Origin of the sequence: Anaerosolibacter sp. (genome assembly GCF_029240175.1) — a bacterium.
GTDB lineage: Bacteria > Bacillota > Clostridia > Peptostreptococcales > Thermotaleaceae > Anaerosolibacter.
In genome coordinates this window covers 1-16,331 of record NZ_JARBTM010000018.1, presented here as the reverse complement: position 1 = coordinate 16,331, position 16,331 = coordinate 1, and the positions used below count along the sequence as shown (strand labels likewise).

The 16,331-nt window shown below is 34.0% G+C and carries 19 protein-coding genes; 1 reads left to right on the top strand and 18 read right to left on the bottom strand.

What is annotated here, in order from left to right; genetic code table 11:
• Window positions 1-39: 39 nt before the first annotated feature.
• The 18 genes from K0R93_RS13985 to surE all read right to left on the bottom strand — a co-directional run bounded on the left by K0R93_RS13985 (window position 40) and on the right by surE (window position 15,383).
• On the bottom strand, window positions 40-219 hold the full coding sequence (locus tag K0R93_RS13985) for an alpha/beta-type small acid-soluble spore protein (protein WP_330685170.1): 180 nt from the start codon (window positions 217-219) through the stop codon (window positions 40-42).
• Window positions 220-294: 75 nt separating this feature from the next.
• A complete protein-coding gene (locus K0R93_RS13980) occupies window positions 295-1,401 on the bottom strand; it encodes an HD-GYP domain-containing protein (RefSeq protein WP_300302469.1) in 1,107 nt (368 codons plus the stop codon).
• A gap of 97 nt (window positions 1,402-1,498) precedes the next feature.
• The gene (locus K0R93_RS13975) at window positions 1,499-1,675 is read right to left on the bottom strand and encodes a hypothetical protein (RefSeq protein WP_300302467.1); all 177 of its coding nucleotides are present in this window, start codon (window positions 1,673-1,675) and stop codon (window positions 1,499-1,501) included.
• A 485-nt stretch (window positions 1,676-2,160) separates the two neighbouring features.
• Window positions 2,161-2,919: a hypothetical protein gene (locus K0R93_RS13970; RefSeq protein WP_300302465.1), complete on the bottom strand. Its 759-nt coding sequence runs from the start codon at window positions 2,917-2,919 to the stop codon at window positions 2,161-2,163.
• Window positions 2,920-3,048: 129 nt separating this feature from the next.
• Window positions 3,049-3,678: a MerR family transcriptional regulator gene (locus K0R93_RS13965; RefSeq protein WP_300302463.1), complete on the bottom strand. Its 630-nt coding sequence runs from the start codon at window positions 3,676-3,678 to the stop codon at window positions 3,049-3,051.
• Between the two features lie 198 nt (window positions 3,679-3,876).
• Window positions 3,877-4,647: a CheR family methyltransferase gene (locus K0R93_RS13960; protein ID WP_300302461.1), complete on the bottom strand. Its 771-nt coding sequence runs from the start codon at window positions 4,645-4,647 to the stop codon at window positions 3,877-3,879.
• Window positions 4,648-4,857: 210 nt separating this feature from the next.
• A complete protein-coding gene (locus K0R93_RS13955; RefSeq protein WP_300302459.1) occupies window positions 4,858-6,849 on the bottom strand; it encodes a bifunctional 4-hydroxy-3-methylbut-2-enyl diphosphate reductase/30S ribosomal protein S1 in 1,992 nt (663 codons plus the stop codon).
• Window positions 6,850-6,924: 75 nt separating this feature from the next.
• The gene (locus K0R93_RS13950) at window positions 6,925-7,524 is read right to left on the bottom strand and encodes a lysophospholipid acyltransferase family protein (RefSeq protein WP_300302457.1); all 600 of its coding nucleotides are present in this window, start codon (window positions 7,522-7,524) and stop codon (window positions 6,925-6,927) included.
• A gap of 17 nt (window positions 7,525-7,541) precedes the next feature.
• On the bottom strand, window positions 7,542-8,210 hold the full coding sequence (gene cmk, locus K0R93_RS13945) for a (d)CMP kinase (protein WP_330685169.1): 669 nt from the start codon (window positions 8,208-8,210) through the stop codon (window positions 7,542-7,544).
• A gap of 18 nt (window positions 8,211-8,228) precedes the next feature.
• Window positions 8,229-8,690 carry a hypothetical protein gene (locus K0R93_RS13940; RefSeq protein ID WP_300302455.1) on the bottom strand — a complete coding sequence of 154 codons (462 nt, stop codon included), beginning with the start codon at window positions 8,688-8,690 and terminating at the stop codon, window positions 8,229-8,231.
• A 35-nt stretch (window positions 8,691-8,725) separates the two neighbouring features.
• Window positions 8,726-9,952 (bottom strand): NAD(P)/FAD-dependent oxidoreductase, encoded by a 1,227-nt coding sequence (locus K0R93_RS13935; protein WP_300302453.1) that lies wholly within the window; start codon window positions 9,950-9,952, stop codon window positions 8,726-8,728.
• A gap of 11 nt (window positions 9,953-9,963) precedes the next feature.
• Window positions 9,964-10,581 (bottom strand): histidine phosphatase family protein, encoded by a 618-nt coding sequence (locus K0R93_RS13930; RefSeq protein WP_300302451.1) that lies wholly within the window; start codon window positions 10,579-10,581, stop codon window positions 9,964-9,966.
• 215 nt (window positions 10,582-10,796) lie between these two features.
• Window positions 10,797-11,669, bottom strand: a complete 873-nt coding sequence (locus K0R93_RS13925) for a MurR/RpiR family transcriptional regulator (RefSeq protein WP_300302449.1) — start codon at window positions 11,667-11,669, stop codon at window positions 10,797-10,799.
• 26 nt (window positions 11,670-11,695) lie between these two features.
• The gene (locus tag K0R93_RS13920) at window positions 11,696-12,235 is read right to left on the bottom strand and encodes a 2-oxoacid:acceptor oxidoreductase family protein (RefSeq protein ID WP_300302446.1); all 540 of its coding nucleotides are present in this window, start codon (window positions 12,233-12,235) and stop codon (window positions 11,696-11,698) included.
• Between the two features lies 1 nt (window position 12,236).
• Window positions 12,237-13,058: a 2-oxoacid:ferredoxin oxidoreductase subunit beta gene (locus tag K0R93_RS13915; protein WP_300302444.1), complete on the bottom strand. Its 822-nt coding sequence runs from the start codon at window positions 13,056-13,058 to the stop codon at window positions 12,237-12,239.
• Window position 13,059: 1 nt separating this feature from the next.
• Window positions 13,060-14,199 (bottom strand): 2-oxoacid:acceptor oxidoreductase subunit alpha, encoded by a 1,140-nt coding sequence (locus K0R93_RS13910; protein ID WP_300302442.1) that lies wholly within the window; start codon window positions 14,197-14,199, stop codon window positions 13,060-13,062.
• Entirely contained in the window at window positions 14,186-14,404 is a 219-nt protein-coding gene (locus K0R93_RS13905) for a 4Fe-4S dicluster domain-containing protein (RefSeq protein ID WP_300302440.1), read from the bottom strand. Before K0R93_RS13905 ends, K0R93_RS13910 begins: the two co-directional genes overlap by 14 nt.
• A 214-nt stretch (window positions 14,405-14,618) precedes the next feature.
• Window positions 14,619-15,383 carry a 5'/3'-nucleotidase SurE gene (surE, locus tag K0R93_RS13900; RefSeq protein ID WP_300302438.1) on the bottom strand — a complete coding sequence of 255 codons (765 nt, stop codon included), beginning with the start codon at window positions 15,381-15,383 and terminating at the stop codon, window positions 14,619-14,621.
• Between the two features lie 101 nt (window positions 15,384-15,484).
• Here surE and K0R93_RS13895 point away from each other — a divergent pair, with 101 nt between their 5' ends.
• Window positions 15,485-16,132 (top strand): hypothetical protein, encoded by a 648-nt coding sequence (locus K0R93_RS13895; protein ID WP_442870185.1) that lies wholly within the window; start codon window positions 15,485-15,487, stop codon window positions 16,130-16,132.
• The last annotated feature ends 199 nt before the right edge of the window (window positions 16,133-16,331 follow it).

Below are 16,331 nucleotides of genomic sequence, written 5' to 3'. Positions count from 1 at the left end.
AAACGACTAGTTTTTCAGAAAAATATAAATCCTGATTAATCAGGATTTATATTTTTTAACCATTTCTTTTTCAGCGGTCTCTACCATCCGTCGCACCATATTTCCTCCCACGTACCCTGCATAAGTAAAATTTTCCAATCCAAGCTCCTTTGCAATCTCTTCTTTAAATGAATTCAATGCAATTCTTGCCTCTGGAACAATTCCTCTATGTTTTGACATAAACATCACCTCTAAAAATAGTATGCCATGTTTTCAGTTTTTTACTATAAGGAATGTTTATGAATATATGGGTACCTAGAGATTATGGACCACACCTTCAATAACCAGATTATGTTCCTTTTTTAAATCACATAAAAAAGGTAGAATCATCTTATCATTCTCTTTCATTATTTTTAGAATTGGTCTAAGAATATATTCTTGATTTATTTCCTCAACGATACCAACTGCACCATTGCTCAATCTAACTATGGTGCCGATTGGATAAGGGATCACCTTTTTCACAAATGATTTGACCATATCCATATCAAAATACCTTCCACCAGAGCCCATGATGTATTCAACGGCTTCGTTAGGATGCAAAGCACTTCGATAGGGTCGGTCTGAGGTGAGTGCATCATAGACGTCAGCGATGGATGTTATTTTAGAAAGAGGAAAGATCTGTTCGTTCTTTAAGTTATAAGGATAGCCAGTGCCATCAATTCTCTCTTGATGTTGAAGGGCAATGAGCCTCACTTTACCATTTAAATCCGTATAATCTTTTAAGAAGTTGAAACCACGTGTTGTATGCTCTTTCATAATATTAAATTCTTCTGCACTGAGCTTTCCTTGTTTGTTTAGTATCTCCTTTGGAACAAACATTTTCCCTACATCATGAAGCAGTGCGCCCATCACCAAATCATAAAGATCTATTTTATTTATATTCATACCTATACCAAGTACCAATGCTAGAATACCCACGTTTACACTATGATGATAGGTATAGTTGTCATTATTTTTAATATCAACAAGGTTAATCATGACATTTTTTTGCGTGAAAACATCATCTACTATGCTCTTGGCTAATCCCTCTATTTGGCTGAGACCATCATTGATATTCGTTTCCATTTTCTTTTTTTGGGATAAACTTTTTTCAGTACTTTGAGCGTCCGAAATATTATTTAGAACCGATGTAATAGAGCTAATGGTTTTACGTCGAATCTCAGGCTTGAGGATGTCTTCAATTTCTTCGTTACTATATTCATCTAGAATATAGACTGTATAAAAGCCAGACTCTTTGATTTTTTCACAGAATTTGCTGTTTAACCGCGTGCCTTTTGCAAGAAGAATCTGACCCTGAGCATTATATAATGGCTGAGCTAAAAAGGCGCCCTCCCTCACAGCATCAATTGGTATAAGTCGCATAGATACACCCCATGTTTTTATGTAAAGTTACTTTCCATTATATCATAAAATTATTATTCATTTTTAAATTATTGTGATAAAAAAGGAAAACCATCAATCAATGGTTTTCCCTAAACTCATGAAGGATAGATATTTCAGAAAGATAAATATTATCTGGATTGTTCTCACCTAAATGTAGCATAAATTGATGAATGATATTTTCTTTATAAATACTTTCTGCTAAATACAACGTTCTTTTGTTATGGGTATAGTGAAACAAAAAATAGTAGTTCATTTACATCACTCATTTACTTTAGATTTATGAGAAATAAAACGTGCTACTTTTTGTCCTACACTATTAGCATTTGCTTTTATGCATCAATACATGTTAAGTAATTAATAGAAAATTTAAATTTGGAGATGATTTGTATTGTCCACTAAATTTTCTATTATGTTGCAAAACTTTCTGTTGAAGATGCAAAATAATAAAAAATGAAAGCTTTTGTGGAAGCTTTCATTTTTTATGAAGTTAAATTATAGGAAACCTAAACAATTAATCCTCTTGTTTAAGATGACGTTCATATAAATCACAGTTATTACCATTGGTGCAATATCCACTGGCGCAATGAATGCAACTAACAAAACCGCATTCTTTCATATGGTCCATTACTTCTACGTTATAATTTTGTGTTCTCATTGTAAATTCCCCCTATCGGCTAGTGTTGTATATATTTATATTATAATACTTGCATGCAATGTTGTCAATTGTATACAATAAAATTATTTAAAATCTTTATATGAATAATGCTCATTATAGCTTTTTTTGCACATATCTATGATCGTTCTTTTTAGAATATAGCTATTTCTAGAAAATGCAGGAAATGCTTTGGAATTTGGCTTAAGGTTTAATTTGATTTCCACACCTGCATGTTCCTCGACAACTTCTAAATAACCCTTTTCATATAATTTTATATTGGCAAATATCAAAGAGGGAAAGTTTACCTGATAATTGGTTTCTGCTAATGTTTGATCAAATTCATATCTCGTAAAGCCTGCCATAATTTGTACAATCTCTTCGATAGTAGATATATCAACGTAATAATCATCGTGATTTCCCAGCAGCATGCAATCTGTTAAAAAATATTTATACTGGAGCCTAGGATAGATCCAAAGAACTTCTTGCTGATATAAGTCTTTGATAGGTGACTCATACGCATAAAACCTACAAATAAAATCTTCAATGAGTGATGACAAACGGTCATTGAACTCAATCTTAATATTTTCATCACTAGTTATTTGACGATAAACTACATAACTTAGCGCAATATATTTTTTGAATATACGCTCAAAAGCACATTCATTCTTTAAATCATAATAAGGAGCTTTTGAAATAGGAAAACTCTTTAGTTTTGAAAAAATATATGTTAATTGATGAAAATCTAAAATTTTTTTCTTTATCGGATCTTCTGTACTACTAAGAATCCTTGCATAGTAATCTACTTCATCAATATTTGTTGAATAAATATGATTTAACTTCATCGTAGATTCTCCTTTTATGTTTTATAAGTTTATTATTTGTTCTTATAAGCTAAATATAGTGCAATATATTTGACTGTACTTGTAAAAGCTACATAAATACATATGAATGAATAAAAAAGATATGGTTCTTTATTGAACCATATCTTTTTTTAAATGAAATATCTTTTTCCAAAAGGGTGTTTGATGATCTTGCCGTTTTATTTTTTCTTTTAGTTCAGCGACTTCATAAGATTTTTCCTTAAGTTTCATTCTAAGCCTTGCATTTTCACAGATCAAGATATCTTTTTCTTTCCTATAAACTTGCTGTGTTTCACCATTATCAGTGTCTAATACTTTATCAAAGCGACTGAGTATTTCAGACTTAACGCTTGAAAGTTGTGTATCAAGATTATATTGAATGGATTCGTTAATTTTTTGGCAAAGCTCATTTAAAATGTTTGATTGTAATATATTCGTATCTATAGAAGAAACAGCTGTTTCAGCGGTTGTTAGAGCAACCTCTTTATTAGAAGAGATAAGTATTTCAGGTGAGTTGAATACTAGCTTTATTTGTTTATTTGTTAGACCTTTACTCTGTAAATCTTTTAGGTAAAAAAACTTTTCAATCTCCCTGTATGTATAATACCTACGGTTAGATTCCGTCCTCGGTATCTCAAAACCAAATTCAGTTTCATAAAATCTTAGTACATGCTTATCATAACCTGTAATTTTGCTTAACTCAGCTATAGAGTACCTTTTGTTTCTATCAATATCAACCACTTACACCCCTCCTCGTTTGTAACTAATTCTGTTTTTACTTTAAGAAATCCTCTCTTAAAAATGAAGTTTTCATAGCAAATTCAGTCATTATTCTACGTAATATCAGCCGATTTTTAATAATGCAGCATAAGAAAACAAAATAAAACAATTATTGTCACTGTATACAGCAACAATAATTGTTTTATTAATGTAGTTACTTTATATTTTTTTATAGAAAAACGTTTTTAAGGCAGTTAGATGATAGCGGTTAGGCAAAATAATTTGTTCAGTGCTACCAACAAATAATACGCCATGATCATTTAATGAATCATGGAATTTGCGATACATTTCTTCTTTAGATTCTTCAGTAAAATAAATCATAACATTTCTACATACGATGAGATCACATTTGTCGGGATACTTATCACTAAGTAGATTATGTTGTTTGAATTCAACACATTTCTTGATTTCCTCTGATATTCTATAGGAATCTCCAATCTTTGTGAAGTACTTATTCATTAAGTCTTTAGGGATGTTTTCAATACTCTTTGCAGAGTAAATTCCTATTTGTGCCTTATTGAGCGCTTCACGGTCTATGTCAGTGGCAATGATTTTAATCTGATTTAGAGGCATCAACTGACTTAGTACAAGTACGAGAGAATAAGGTTCTTCCCCTGTAGAGCAGGCAGCACTCCAAATTTTTATGGATTTTGAATGTTTTAAAAGTGTAGGAACGATATCATCCTTGATGATTTCCCATTGAGTAGCATTTCGATAAAACTCTGAGACATTAATGGTAAGATAATTAATGAACTCATCAAATAAAGATTTATCTTTAGAAATAGCTAAAAAATAATCATCGTAGGTGTCGAAATTATTTCGTTTGATGAGGGAATCGATCCTTCTTTTCATTTGTCTTTCCTTATAACAAGAAAGGTTAATCCCTGTTTTCTTAAAAATTTGTTCCTTAAACTTTTCATAATTTTGCATATGTAATCCCCTTTATTATAGTATTCAGTTTATTTTAAGATCGGTCTATTTTTCAAAAATTGATAATAATTCTTATTTTACCATAACTAGAAAATAAAAAAAAGACTGTGGAATAGCACAGCCTAATGTAAAGGGGGTCTCAATGTATTTTGTGAGGTTAATATTATTTTCTGTAGAAAATTAATTATTATGCAAAGAGAAAAAGAAAGCTTAGCTTTCTTTTTCTTGAGTTTCAATAATTTCTCCAATTGTTGCTAGTTCATCATTTTGAGGGAGTACGATCTCTTCATTTAATTGACCTTGTTTGGCTTCTTTAATACTTAAACTTATACGCTTAGATTCTTTATTAATTTCAAGTATTTTTACATCTACAATTTGTCCAACATGAACTTCCTGAGAAGGCTTGGAAATATGTTTGTCAGATATCTGAGATATATGCACCAAACCATCCAATCCAGGCTCGAGTTCAATGAAGGCACCAAAATCTGCTAGACGAACTACCTTACCTTCTACAATGTCACCTACATTATATTTTTCATCTACTGCAGTCCAAGGTTCAGGAGCTGTAAGCTTTAAACTTAATGACACCTTACTTTTATCTTGATCAAAATCAATAACTTTCACTTTAATCTTATCACCAATTTGAACTACCTCTGATGGATGTCCTACCCTTCCCCATGTCAAGTCAGAAATATGAACAAGTCCATCAATTCCACCAATATCTACGAAAGCACCAAAGTTCGTGAGTCGTTTAACTTCTCCTTCAATAACGCTTCCTTTATCTATATTCTGCCATAAAAGCTTTCTCTTTTTCTCATTCTCTTGTGCAATAACAGCTTTTCGGGAGAAAACAACTTTCTTTTTACCTTTGTTTAGGTCAATAATTTTTGCATCTAAGGTTTTACCTACAAAAGATTGCATATCTTCTACATAACTGTCGGATAATTGGGATGCTGGTATAAAACCTCGGATCTCAGTATATACAGCAATTACACCACCCTTTACAACTTCAACCACCTTTACAGGTACGATTCTACCGTCGTTGCTAGCTTCTTCTAATATGTCCCAACCCTTCTCAGAATCTACTCTTTTCTTAGATAGGAGAAGATTACCTTCACCATCATCTGTTTTAATTACATATACCTCAATATCGTCACCCTCTTGAGCGATATCTCTAGGATTTACAGTAGGGTCATTTGAGATCTCACCCTTAGGTATAATTCCATCAGACTTATATCCGATATTTACGATTATCTCATTATCACTTACGTGAATTACTTTGCCCTTTACTGTTTGACCGCGTCGAGGCACTCTCAGGGAGTTCTCTATTTCCTCCATCATATTCATCATTTCATTATTGTGTTGATCAGCATTGCTCATTTTATCAATAACCTCCTTAATGATCCAGTCCGGCGTTGAAGCTCCGGCTGTTATTCCAATTTTTTTCATGTTTATTATTTGATTCATTGGTAATTCTTCGACAGTTTCTATATGATAAGTATTTTTACAATACTTTTTGCTAATTTGAACAAGCTTTTGTGTATTAGAACTGTGATGACCACCAATAACGATCATAGCATCAACTTGACTCGCTACTTTAGCACAAGATGATTGTCTATCTTTTGTAGCAATACAAATGGTATTAAATTTCTCTACAATGCCTGCCTTACTTTCTAAATTCAAGGTTATGCGATCCCATAAATCTTGGGTGATCGTGGTTTGTGCTACAACGCAAATTTTTTCGCAATTTGGAACATCTTTTAAATTTTGTTCATCTTGGACAATATATGCTTGATTATCGCACCATCCGTTAATACCTATCACCTCAGGGTGTTTAGGATCACCTACAATTACCACACAATACCCTCTTAGGTAATACTCTCTTGCAATATTCTGGACCTTTCTGACAAAAGGACATGTGGCATCGATTAGTTGAACATGATGACGCTCAGCAGCCTCATAAAAGTGTAATGGAACACCATGAGAGCGCACGATAATTGTACTGTTAGGTTTCTGATCAATCTTATCAATGGAGTCGACTCCCATTGACTTTAATTGATCAATAACCTGAGAATTATGAATTAATGGGCCAAAAGTATAAATCTCTTTATCTTTAATTTCATTGGCTGCATGAAATGTTTTATTAATGGCTTCCTTTACACCAAAGCAAAAACCTGAATGATCTGCAACAATGATTTCCAATATTAGTATACCTCCTATCCAAGGTTTTATTTAACTTCTACATTTAGATATGAAATTCCTGCTGTAATTGCTGATTTAATTTATCAGTGCAGATAGTTTTGTTTGATATTCTATAGTATCCATCACTTTTTGACTTAATTGTTGATAGGTATCTACATCTATTTTTGAATGATAATATTCATCATAAATAATAGGTTCATTAATTTTGATCTTAATCTTACCAAATAATTTATAATCAGAAATAATTGCAACCGGAACGATTGGCACTTTAGCCTTGATAGCAATCATTGCAAGGCCAGGTTTAGCTTTCATTTCACTTTTTTGAAGGTTTCGTGTTCCTTCCGGAAAAATGCCTAAGACATCTCCTTTATTCAATACGCGAATGGCACTCTTGATAGCAGAAATATCTGCACCACTTCGATTTACGGGAAACATACCTAATTTAAGTAAAATATAACCAAACAGTTTATTTTTGAAGAGCTCTTCTTTAGCCATATAGCTCATTTTTCGATGAATAGAAGTACCTATAACAAGAGGATCAAGATAATTGATATGATTTGAGCAAACAATATAAGCACCTTCCCTAGGCAATTTTTCAAGACCATCTATGTCTACTCTGAATAAAATATATATGAAAAATTTCATTAAATTTCTAGCAAACCAATAAAAGTTCATTTGTATCTGCCCCCAAATTATTTGATATAAGATAATATCTTATCAATCACTTCTTGAATGCTCAGTCCTGTGGTATCGACTAAAATAGCATTTTCATCCTTTCTTAAGGGAGATATCGTACGTTCTGTATCTAGTTTATCACGCTTCTCTATTTCAGCTTGTACTTCAAGCAGATCCTGATCAAAACCTTTTATACATAGCTCATTATATCTTCTTTGAGCTCTTTCTTCAATAGAGGCTGTTATGAAAAATTTATAGGTTGCATTGGGTAAAACAGTAGTTCCGATATCTCTTCCATCCATAATAACACTACGATTCATGGCAATATGTCGTTGCAACTCTACCATTTTTTCCCTGATTACAGATATTTGAGCGACTTTTGATACATATTGATTAATTTCTGGTGTGCGCAGTTTGTCTGTTATCAAAGAATTATCCAGAAGAATATCACCGTTGACGATATCTATTTTGGTATGTCTTAATAGATCTATGAGTGTCGCTTCATTTGATAAATCAACATGATCTCTAAGAATCTTAAATGTGATGGCACGATACATGGCTCCTGTATCAATATAGGTTAAATTCATGGTTTTTGCTATTAGTTTAGCGATGGTACTCTTTCCAGCACCTGCAGGTCCGTCTATGGCTATGCTAATTTTATGTACATTCATGATATTTGATTTCACACTCCTTTACGTTATGATTTAATAGAACTCCACAGTAAACAATTGGCCTGTGCTCCGATCGAGGGAAAATTTGCTATTGCTCTGTGGAAATGAGATATTTTTTGTCGTACTTATAACTTTTAATTGTAATGAATCTAGGGAATTAGTTGTGCTTTCTATTGAAATAACATCATGATTTCTTACGATTATTTCTGTTTGATTGTTTATAAATTTTCCATATGCTTCCCCATTTACAAGTACAAACAATGGAGCATCTTCATTTTTATCACCTAAAACAGAAAGGGTAATTTTACCGGCTGAAAAAATTGGTTTCGCACCATAATCTTCACGAGCAAAAAGTGACTTAAAAGTAGTAGAGTTGATATTACCATCCAAAATATGCAGTAATTGAAAGACAAATAATAAACCGATACTTAGTACGGCCAAAATAAGAAAAAACTTTTCGATGGTATACACCCTATGGTGAAGTTTTGTTAACATATAAGTCACCCCGAACATATTATAGTAAAAGTGGTCTATACGTTCATGCCAGCCAAATATCCAGTGGAAAAAGCTATTTGTAAGTTATATCCTCCTGTAAGAGCAGAAACATCAATAACTTCTCCTGCAAAAAACAATCCTTTAATCAATTTTGATTCCATTGAAGACGGATTAATTTCTTTAATTTGAATTCCTCCAGATGTAACTATAGCTTCCTTAATAGGTCTGGTTCGTAGTATATGCATTTCAAGATGTTTTAGTAAATAAATTAACTTTTTACGTTCATCTTTGGTAATCTGATGAACATTCTTATCCGGTGAAATACCAGAAAGATTGATAATTTGAGGAATCATTTTGCTAGGTAGTAAATCATCTAACGCATTTTTAAACTGTTTTCTAGAGTATTTTTCAAAATCATTTTGAATTCTGCGGTCAAGCTTTTCATCATCTAAGCCAGGTTTCATATCCAGGGTTACTAAAATTTTCCCCTTATTGAGGTATTTATTAATATAGTTACTCATAGATAAAACGATGGGACCAGAAATTCCAAAATGAGTAAATAGCATTTCTCCTAAATCCGAATAAATCTCCCTGCTATTATGAAAAGCAGTTAGTCTAACGTTTTTTAAGGCTAATCCTTGCAGCTCTCGCGTCCAATCTTCTTCAGTCTCTAAAGGGACAAGAGCAGGCTTTAAAGGCGTTATATGATGACCTGCCTCCTTGGCAAAGCGATAACCATCACCAGTTGATCCTGTGGTAGGATAAGAGAGACCTCCAGTAGCGATGATAACATGGTTACAGTAAATGATTGTTTGATCCTTAAGTTTTACGCCAGTGACAGTACCTTGATCAATAAGAATATCAATTACTTCAGAATTAAATCTAATATTAACATGATGAGATTCCATGTATTTAGTTAAAGCCTTAATCACATCACTAGATTTATCGGATATAGGAAAGACCCTGTTTCCTCGCTCAACTTTTGTTGGCGTCCCATATGTATGTAATAACTGGATGATATCTTCATTAGAAAAACTATAAAAAGCACTATATAAAAAGTTCTTGTTATCCGTAACATTGTTCAACAGCTCTTCTACATCACCAGTATTTGTTATATTACAACGCCCTTTTCCTGTAATATATATTTTCTTTCCTAGCTTTTCGTTCTTCTCTAAAAGGATTACATCTTTACCTCTCGAAGCAGCAGTACCTGCAGCAAGCATACCAGCGGCACCACCACCAATTACGACAACTTTTTCCATGGATATCACCTTCAATATATAATATTTTCAAGATGGGCAGTATCATTTAAAGTAACAACAACAGGCCCGTAATCCCTAAACTCCACCAGATTCATACATGTATTATCCTGGCGAATTTTATAGAAATAAGACAAATCAATATCTAGTAAGCCAAGCAGTATCGTTTTTAAAGCTGTACCATGGGAAACAATAAGTATGCTCTGGTTTTCATATTGAGTCACGAGTTGGTGAAGTGCTTGCAGGCCCCTTTTTTGGACATCTATGAGCATCTCACCCCCTGGAATTTGGGCTTTATGAGGCTGGTTCCGCCAGATTTTAAAATGGTCTCCATAGCTCTCTTTGATTTCAACATGGGTTAAACCTTCCCACGCACCAAAAGACATTTCTCTAAAATCATGCATTTGATTTACCTCATATTGAAATTCTTCAGCAATAATTGTAGCAGTCTCATAGGCTCTTGTAAGATTACTACTAAAAATACAATCAATATGATAATTCTTCATGCGTTTTGCAAGCAATTTTGCTTGGGCTCGACCTCTTTCACTTAGAGCTACATCTTTTGAGCCTTGTGCCCGTGAATCAGCATTCCATGTTGTTTCACCGTGACGCACAAAATAAACCTTCGTCATGAATACATTCCCCCTTGCATAACATGTCTATTATAACACTAAATCCATTGAATACGAATCTTTATATACATTTTTCCCATATTCTTTGTAGATAAAACCTAATGCATATGAAATTCATGAGATTATTATACTTCGATGGAACACCATAAGCACTACTTCCATAATTATTATATATGAAATAAGCTACGGAGTCGTCCGTAGCTTATTTGATTTGATTAGATTCTATTCTTATTATTATACACGTTATGTTTTTCCCATATGCGCTCAAGCTTATCGAAGGTACTGCTGATTTCTTCTTTTTCTCTCATACCAACAGCAACAACCAATGCATTTATAAGACTTAAGGGTGCAACCAATGAATCGACGAAGGAAGCCATATTACTTCTTGCAGTTAAGGTGTAGTCTGCAATAGATGCAATAGGTGATACTTGACTATCTGTAATACCAACGACAAGGGCTCCTTGCTCTTTTGTGTAGAGCAGAGCATCTAGCGTTGTCGAAGAATACCTGGGAAAACTAATACCAATTACAAGATCTTCATTGCCAACCCTTAACATCTGTTCAAATACATCACTAACGCCTGATGTGACTATTTTTACATTATCAAGGATGAGGTTTAAATAAAAGCCTAAGTACTCTGCCAAAGCCGTGGAACTTCTTAAACCAATGATATAAATACGTTTCGCATTAAAAATACAATTAACGACTTTTTGAAATACTTCATAGTCCATTTCTTCAATTGTAGTTCGAATGTTATCCATATCAGCCTTAAGCACTTTCTTAAGAGCAGCGCCTTCATTGGTATAATCCTTAGACATTTCTAATCTTTGAACAGTAGTAAGCTTTGTTTTGATCAGTTCTTGCAATTCTTTCTGTAGCTTAGGGTATCCATCATATCCAAGAGCGTTGGCAAATCGAACAACTGTCGATTCACTAACACCAACTTTATTACCTAATTTACTCGCCGTCATAAAAGCAGCTTTATCATAATTTTTGGTAATAAATTCAGCGATCAGTTTTTGCCCTTTACTTAGTCTAGGATAGCTTTTTTGTATCGTTTTAATAAGATCCTTAACATCATCGCTCATATGCATTGCCCCTTTTTAATTCTCAGTTAAAATTTTTCAACCAATTTATATCCTTCTGCTAATGCTTTACGATTTAAATCTTCGGTCCCTTTAGGAACTCTACTTAATACTGCAGATTCAAGTGATTCTTTTGTTACACTTCCAAGCAGCTGTTGAATCGCACCAATAGCAATAATATTAGCAACCATTGTTTTGCCAACAACATCTGATGCGGTATGAAGGATAGGAACGCTGACAATCTTGCCTGCTTTAATACCTTCTGGTAACACAACCGTGCTATCTACCAATAAAATTCCATCCTCTTTCACAGAATCTGCATATTTATCACACGCTACTTGTGTTAAAGCCAAAAGTAAATCAGCGCTGTCTACTTTTGGATAATCAATTTCTGTTTCACTAATAATTACTTCAGCCTTACTAGCACCACCCCGTGCTTCGGGCCCATAAGACTGGGACTGAATGGCAGTTTTTCCATCCAAAAGTGCAGCCTCAGCTAATATTATACCACCAAGAATAAGTCCCTGTCCACCTGAACCAGTTAATCTTAATTCGATTTGATTTGCCATACTATCTCTCCTTTTGAAATCTTTCAATGATTTTCTGATACTCTTCTGTATACTCAGGTTCAGTAACATTTTTGAATTCACCGATTAAGAATTTACCTTCTAATTTTTCAGGAGGAAGTTTTTGTGCTACTTTTGCATCAACGGCATGATCTTTTAACCAATTCATCATGTCTACTACGCTGCCTTTTTTATTTTTTCTACCATAATAAGTAGGACAAATACTTATAGCATCTATTAATGAAAAACCTTTGTTTTTAATTGCATTTTCAACAAGCTTAATTAATTGTTGTGCATGATATGCAGTACCTCTAGCAGTATAAGTAGCTCCAGCTGCTTCAGCTAAGGTTGCAATATCAAAGCTTTTATCAATATTTCCATAAGGAGCAGTAGTTCCAAGATCGCCAGTAGGTGTTGTTGGAGAGTATTGTCCTCCAGTCATACCATATACATTATTATTAAATACGATAGTTGTAATATTAATGTTCCTTCTAGCTGCATGGATTAGGTGATTACCTCCAATAGCAGTAGCATCTCCATCTCCTGTTACTACGATCACTTCAAGTTCCGGTCTTGCCATTTTTACACCTGTTGCAAAAGCCAACGCCCTACCATGGGTTGTATGAAGGGTATTAAAATCCATATATCCAGGAGCCCTTGAAGAACACCCGATTCCTGAAACGATACATACTTTATCCTTATCTAAGCCTAAATTATGAATAGCCTGGGATACGGACCTCATTAGTATTCCATGACCACATCCAGGACACCAAATATGAGGGAGTTTGTCTGCTCTATAATATTGTTGTACCAATTGGCTCGACATTTTATAGTACCTCCTTTATTTTAGAAAATATTTCATCAGGAGAAATAACTTCACCATTTATTTTGCCGACATGATATATATCAGTAGTGCCTTTTGCGATTCGTTCTACTTCTAATACCATCTGACCATAATTCATTTCTGCTACAATAATGGACTTTGCTTGTTTTGCAAGTTCTTTGACTCTTTCCTCAGGGAAAGGCCAAACAGTTATAGGTCTGAACATACCTACTTTTAAGCCCATTTCTCTGGCTTTCTTCATAGCACTTTTTGCTGAACGTGCTGTACCACCATAAGATAGTAAAATGATTTCTGCATCGTCAGTATTCGATTCTTCATAAGTAACGATATCGTTAATGTTATCTTCAACCTTTTTCATGATTCTTGTCATAAGTGTTTGAGCAACCTCTGTGCTGTTGCTTGGGAAACCGCTTTCGTCATGAATAAGACCAGTTACATGGAATCTATAACCATCGCCATAAGCAGCCATAGCAGGAACAATTTGACCTTCTTCAACTTTATATGGTAAATAATTCTCATCACCAGGAGTTGGTTTTAATCTATCATATATTTCAATTTCACTGGCATCAGGAATTTCAATTTTTTCTCTCATATGACCTACGACTTCATCAAGCATTAAGAATACTGGCATTCTATATTTTTCTGCTAAGTTAAAACAACGAACAGTTAAGTCAAATGTTTCCTTAACAGATGAAGGACATAAGGCAATCACTGGATGATCTCCGTGGGTACCCCATTTAGCCTGCATCATATCTCCTTGAGAAGGTGCAGTTGGTAATCCGGTACTAGGTCCACTTCTTTGCACGTTCACAATTACAACTGGAATCTCTGCTAATGCAGCATAACCAATATTTTCTTGCTTTAAAGAAAACCCAGGTCCGCTTGTAGCAGTCATTGATTTTAAACCAGCTAAGGAACCACCAATTGCTGTTGCCATACCAGCAATTTCGTCTTCCATTTGGATAAACTTACCACCTACTCTAGGTAGTTTTTGTGCAGAAACCTCTGCAATTTCTGTGGAAGGTGTGATCGGATATCCAGCATAAAATTTCATGCCTGCAGCAATTGCACCTTCAACACATGCTTCATTACCTTGCATTAATTTAATATTATTTTTCTTCATCCTCGTTACCTCCCAAAAAGATTGCAAAGTCAGGACAACGTAATTCGCACAGACCGCATTTGATACACTTTTCAATATCTACGATTTCTATTTTATCATCTTTTAGATCAAGAACCTGCTTTGGACAGAACGCTACACAAATACCACAGCCCTTACACCAATCTTTTTTTATTTTTAGAGTAAGATTTTCTTTCTGGTTTCCCATACTTGTTTGCTCCCTTCACCATAGATCTTCTTTTCAATCCAATCATATCAAAGTAGAATAAAATTTGCAATTAAAATTTCATATTTTTATTAAAATATGAAATGATGCAATTATTCTTTCAGATTCCATGCTTGAAGGATAGCATTCATGTCTATTGTTATAACGGTATACATTTATACGAATAGAAAAATAAATAAAAATTGGCATATGATTATTATGCCAATTTTATGTGCCAATGATTTAGTTTTTCAATTAAATCAAATTTTGTCAGGTCAAAATGAATAGGTGTGATAGAAATATGGTTATTTTGAACGCTATGTATATCAGTACCCTCTTCATTGTGATAATCTACGATTTCTCCACCTAACCAATAATAAACTTGACCTCTAGGATCAATTCGTTCTATAAATGCATTTTTGTATTTACGAACACCTAAAGTTGTTATTTTGACACCATTAAGATTTTCTTTTGAGCAATTTGGAACATTTATGTTTAACAAGGTATCAGGCGGAAGAGGATTGCTCAATACTTTATCTACAATTGAAGCAGAGAACTCTGCAGCATACTCATAATTCACATTTTCATGATCTGCTAGAGAAACAGCAACAGCAGGGATACCTAAGATTGCAGCTTCAATAGCAGCTGATACGGTACCTGAATATAAAACATCAGTACCCATGTTTGGTCCTTTATTAATTCCTGAGAATACAATATCGGGCTTTTTATCCATCAAGGCTTCAATGGCGAGCTTAACACAATCTGTAGGTGTTCCGTTGATAGACCAGGCTGGAAAAGACTTGTCAAACAAATTAACCTTCTCAGCCCGCAAAGGATCATGCATCGTTATCGCATGACCTGTGGCACTCCGTTGTCTATCTGGTGCCACCACCCATACCTCACCTACTTTTTCCAATGCCGATGCTAATTTGTAAATACCTTCTGCATAAATACCATCATCGTTGGTAACCAAAATTCTCAATAGATTTACCTCCTTTAAAATAAATGCAATAAATATTCCACTAATAGTAATGTATCATAAAACAAATACTATTATTACTTATTTTTAGAAAGACCTTAGGAGTGATAAAATTGATTCAAATTGACGACTCAGGAAGCGGCAGCTTAATTGGTGGAACCTGTATAGGTGCTATGAGAACAGAAACAAAAGAATACTATCATGAAATTATTCCTATTGAGTTATATAGGCCCAATATTTTTGATAATAAGCAATATCTGGAGCATGCAGTGGAAATTACAAAAAGTTTATTGAACAAATTATCTGTATCCAAAGACGAAGAAATAGAAGTTTGTAGAGGGTATATGTTTGACCGTGCAAGAGTCTGGCTTAAAGAAAATGGATACAATCATATAAGTACTTCTATTGAGGACCCACTGCAGACCTGTGTTGAGGCCACCTTCGAATCCTACACCATTGGGTTAGGTCTTCCCAAGCAATTTCTAAACTATACCAAATACCCCTTCCATTTTCATCGACTGCTGCGATGGGTTTATGCAGATTACGAAAATCGGTATCCTCTATGCAAAACAGGCTGGAAAAGTTGGAAAAAGTATGGTTCTCTATCTGTAACTACCACCTATAAGCGTCTTCCAAAATCTAGATATAGATGCTTAAAATGTGGACTGCCAATTGAAGATAATAGTTCCGTAAAGGTGCTTAAATATATTAGCAATAGGCCAAACATCATATATCTTCATGAGCAATGCTAAACTACAAGCACAAAGCTCCTACGAATAGGAGCTTTGTAGAGGCACTTATACTGGATAGGTATTTTGATCTTTATCTACATAGGCGCTGTCGATCTTATATTTTTGAGCCTGACGATACTTAAAGTATTCAACAGCCACTTGAGGGAATAGGCCATAGGACAGTACATCTTCTTCCTGCTCTAAATATTCCTTCATTTCA

What these genes read in the sequence shown, in the direction of transcription:
- K0R93_RS13985 (WP_330685170.1), bottom strand. Translation starts at nt 219, where the DNA reads ATGTCAAAACATAGAGGAATTGTTCCAGAGGCAAGAATTGCATTGAAT.
- K0R93_RS13980 (WP_300302469.1), bottom strand. Translation starts at nt 1,401, where the DNA reads ATGCGACTTATACCAATTGATGCTGTGAGGGAGGGCGCCTTTTTAGCT.
- K0R93_RS13975 (WP_300302467.1), bottom strand. Translation starts at nt 1,675, where the DNA reads ATGAACTACTATTTTTTGTTTCACTATACCCATAACAAAAGAACGTTG.
- K0R93_RS13970 (WP_300302465.1), bottom strand. Translation starts at nt 2,919, where the DNA reads ATGAAGTTAAATCATATTTATTCAACAAATATTGATGAAGTAGATTAC.
- K0R93_RS13960 (WP_300302461.1), bottom strand. Translation starts at nt 4,647, where the DNA reads ATGCAAAATTATGAAAAGTTTAAGGAACAAATTTTTAAGAAAACAGGG.
- K0R93_RS13950 (WP_300302457.1), bottom strand. Translation starts at nt 7,524, where the DNA reads ATGAACTTTTATTGGTTTGCTAGAAATTTAATGAAATTTTTCATATAT.
- K0R93_RS13940 (WP_300302455.1), bottom strand. Translation starts at nt 8,690, where the DNA reads ATGTTAACAAAACTTCACCATAGGGTGTATACCATCGAAAAGTTTTTT.
- K0R93_RS13935 (WP_300302453.1), bottom strand. Translation starts at nt 9,952, where the DNA reads ATGGAAAAAGTTGTCGTAATTGGTGGTGGTGCCGCTGGTATGCTTGCT.
- K0R93_RS13930 (WP_300302451.1), bottom strand. Translation starts at nt 10,581, where the DNA reads ATGACGAAGGTTTATTTTGTGCGTCACGGTGAAACAACATGGAATGCT.
- K0R93_RS13925 (WP_300302449.1), bottom strand. Translation starts at nt 11,669, where the DNA reads ATGAGCGATGATGTTAAGGATCTTATTAAAACGATACAAAAAAGCTAT.
- K0R93_RS13920 (WP_300302446.1), bottom strand. Translation starts at nt 12,235, where the DNA reads ATGGCAAATCAAATCGAATTAAGATTAACTGGTTCAGGTGGACAGGGA.
- K0R93_RS13915 (WP_300302444.1), bottom strand. Translation starts at nt 13,058, where the DNA reads ATGTCGAGCCAATTGGTACAACAATATTATAGAGCAGACAAACTCCCT.
- K0R93_RS13910 (WP_300302442.1), bottom strand. Translation starts at nt 14,199, where the DNA reads ATGAAGAAAAATAATATTAAATTAATGCAAGGTAATGAAGCATGTGTT.
- K0R93_RS13905 (WP_300302440.1), bottom strand. Translation starts at nt 14,404, where the DNA reads ATGGGAAACCAGAAAGAAAATCTTACTCTAAAAATAAAAAAAGATTGG.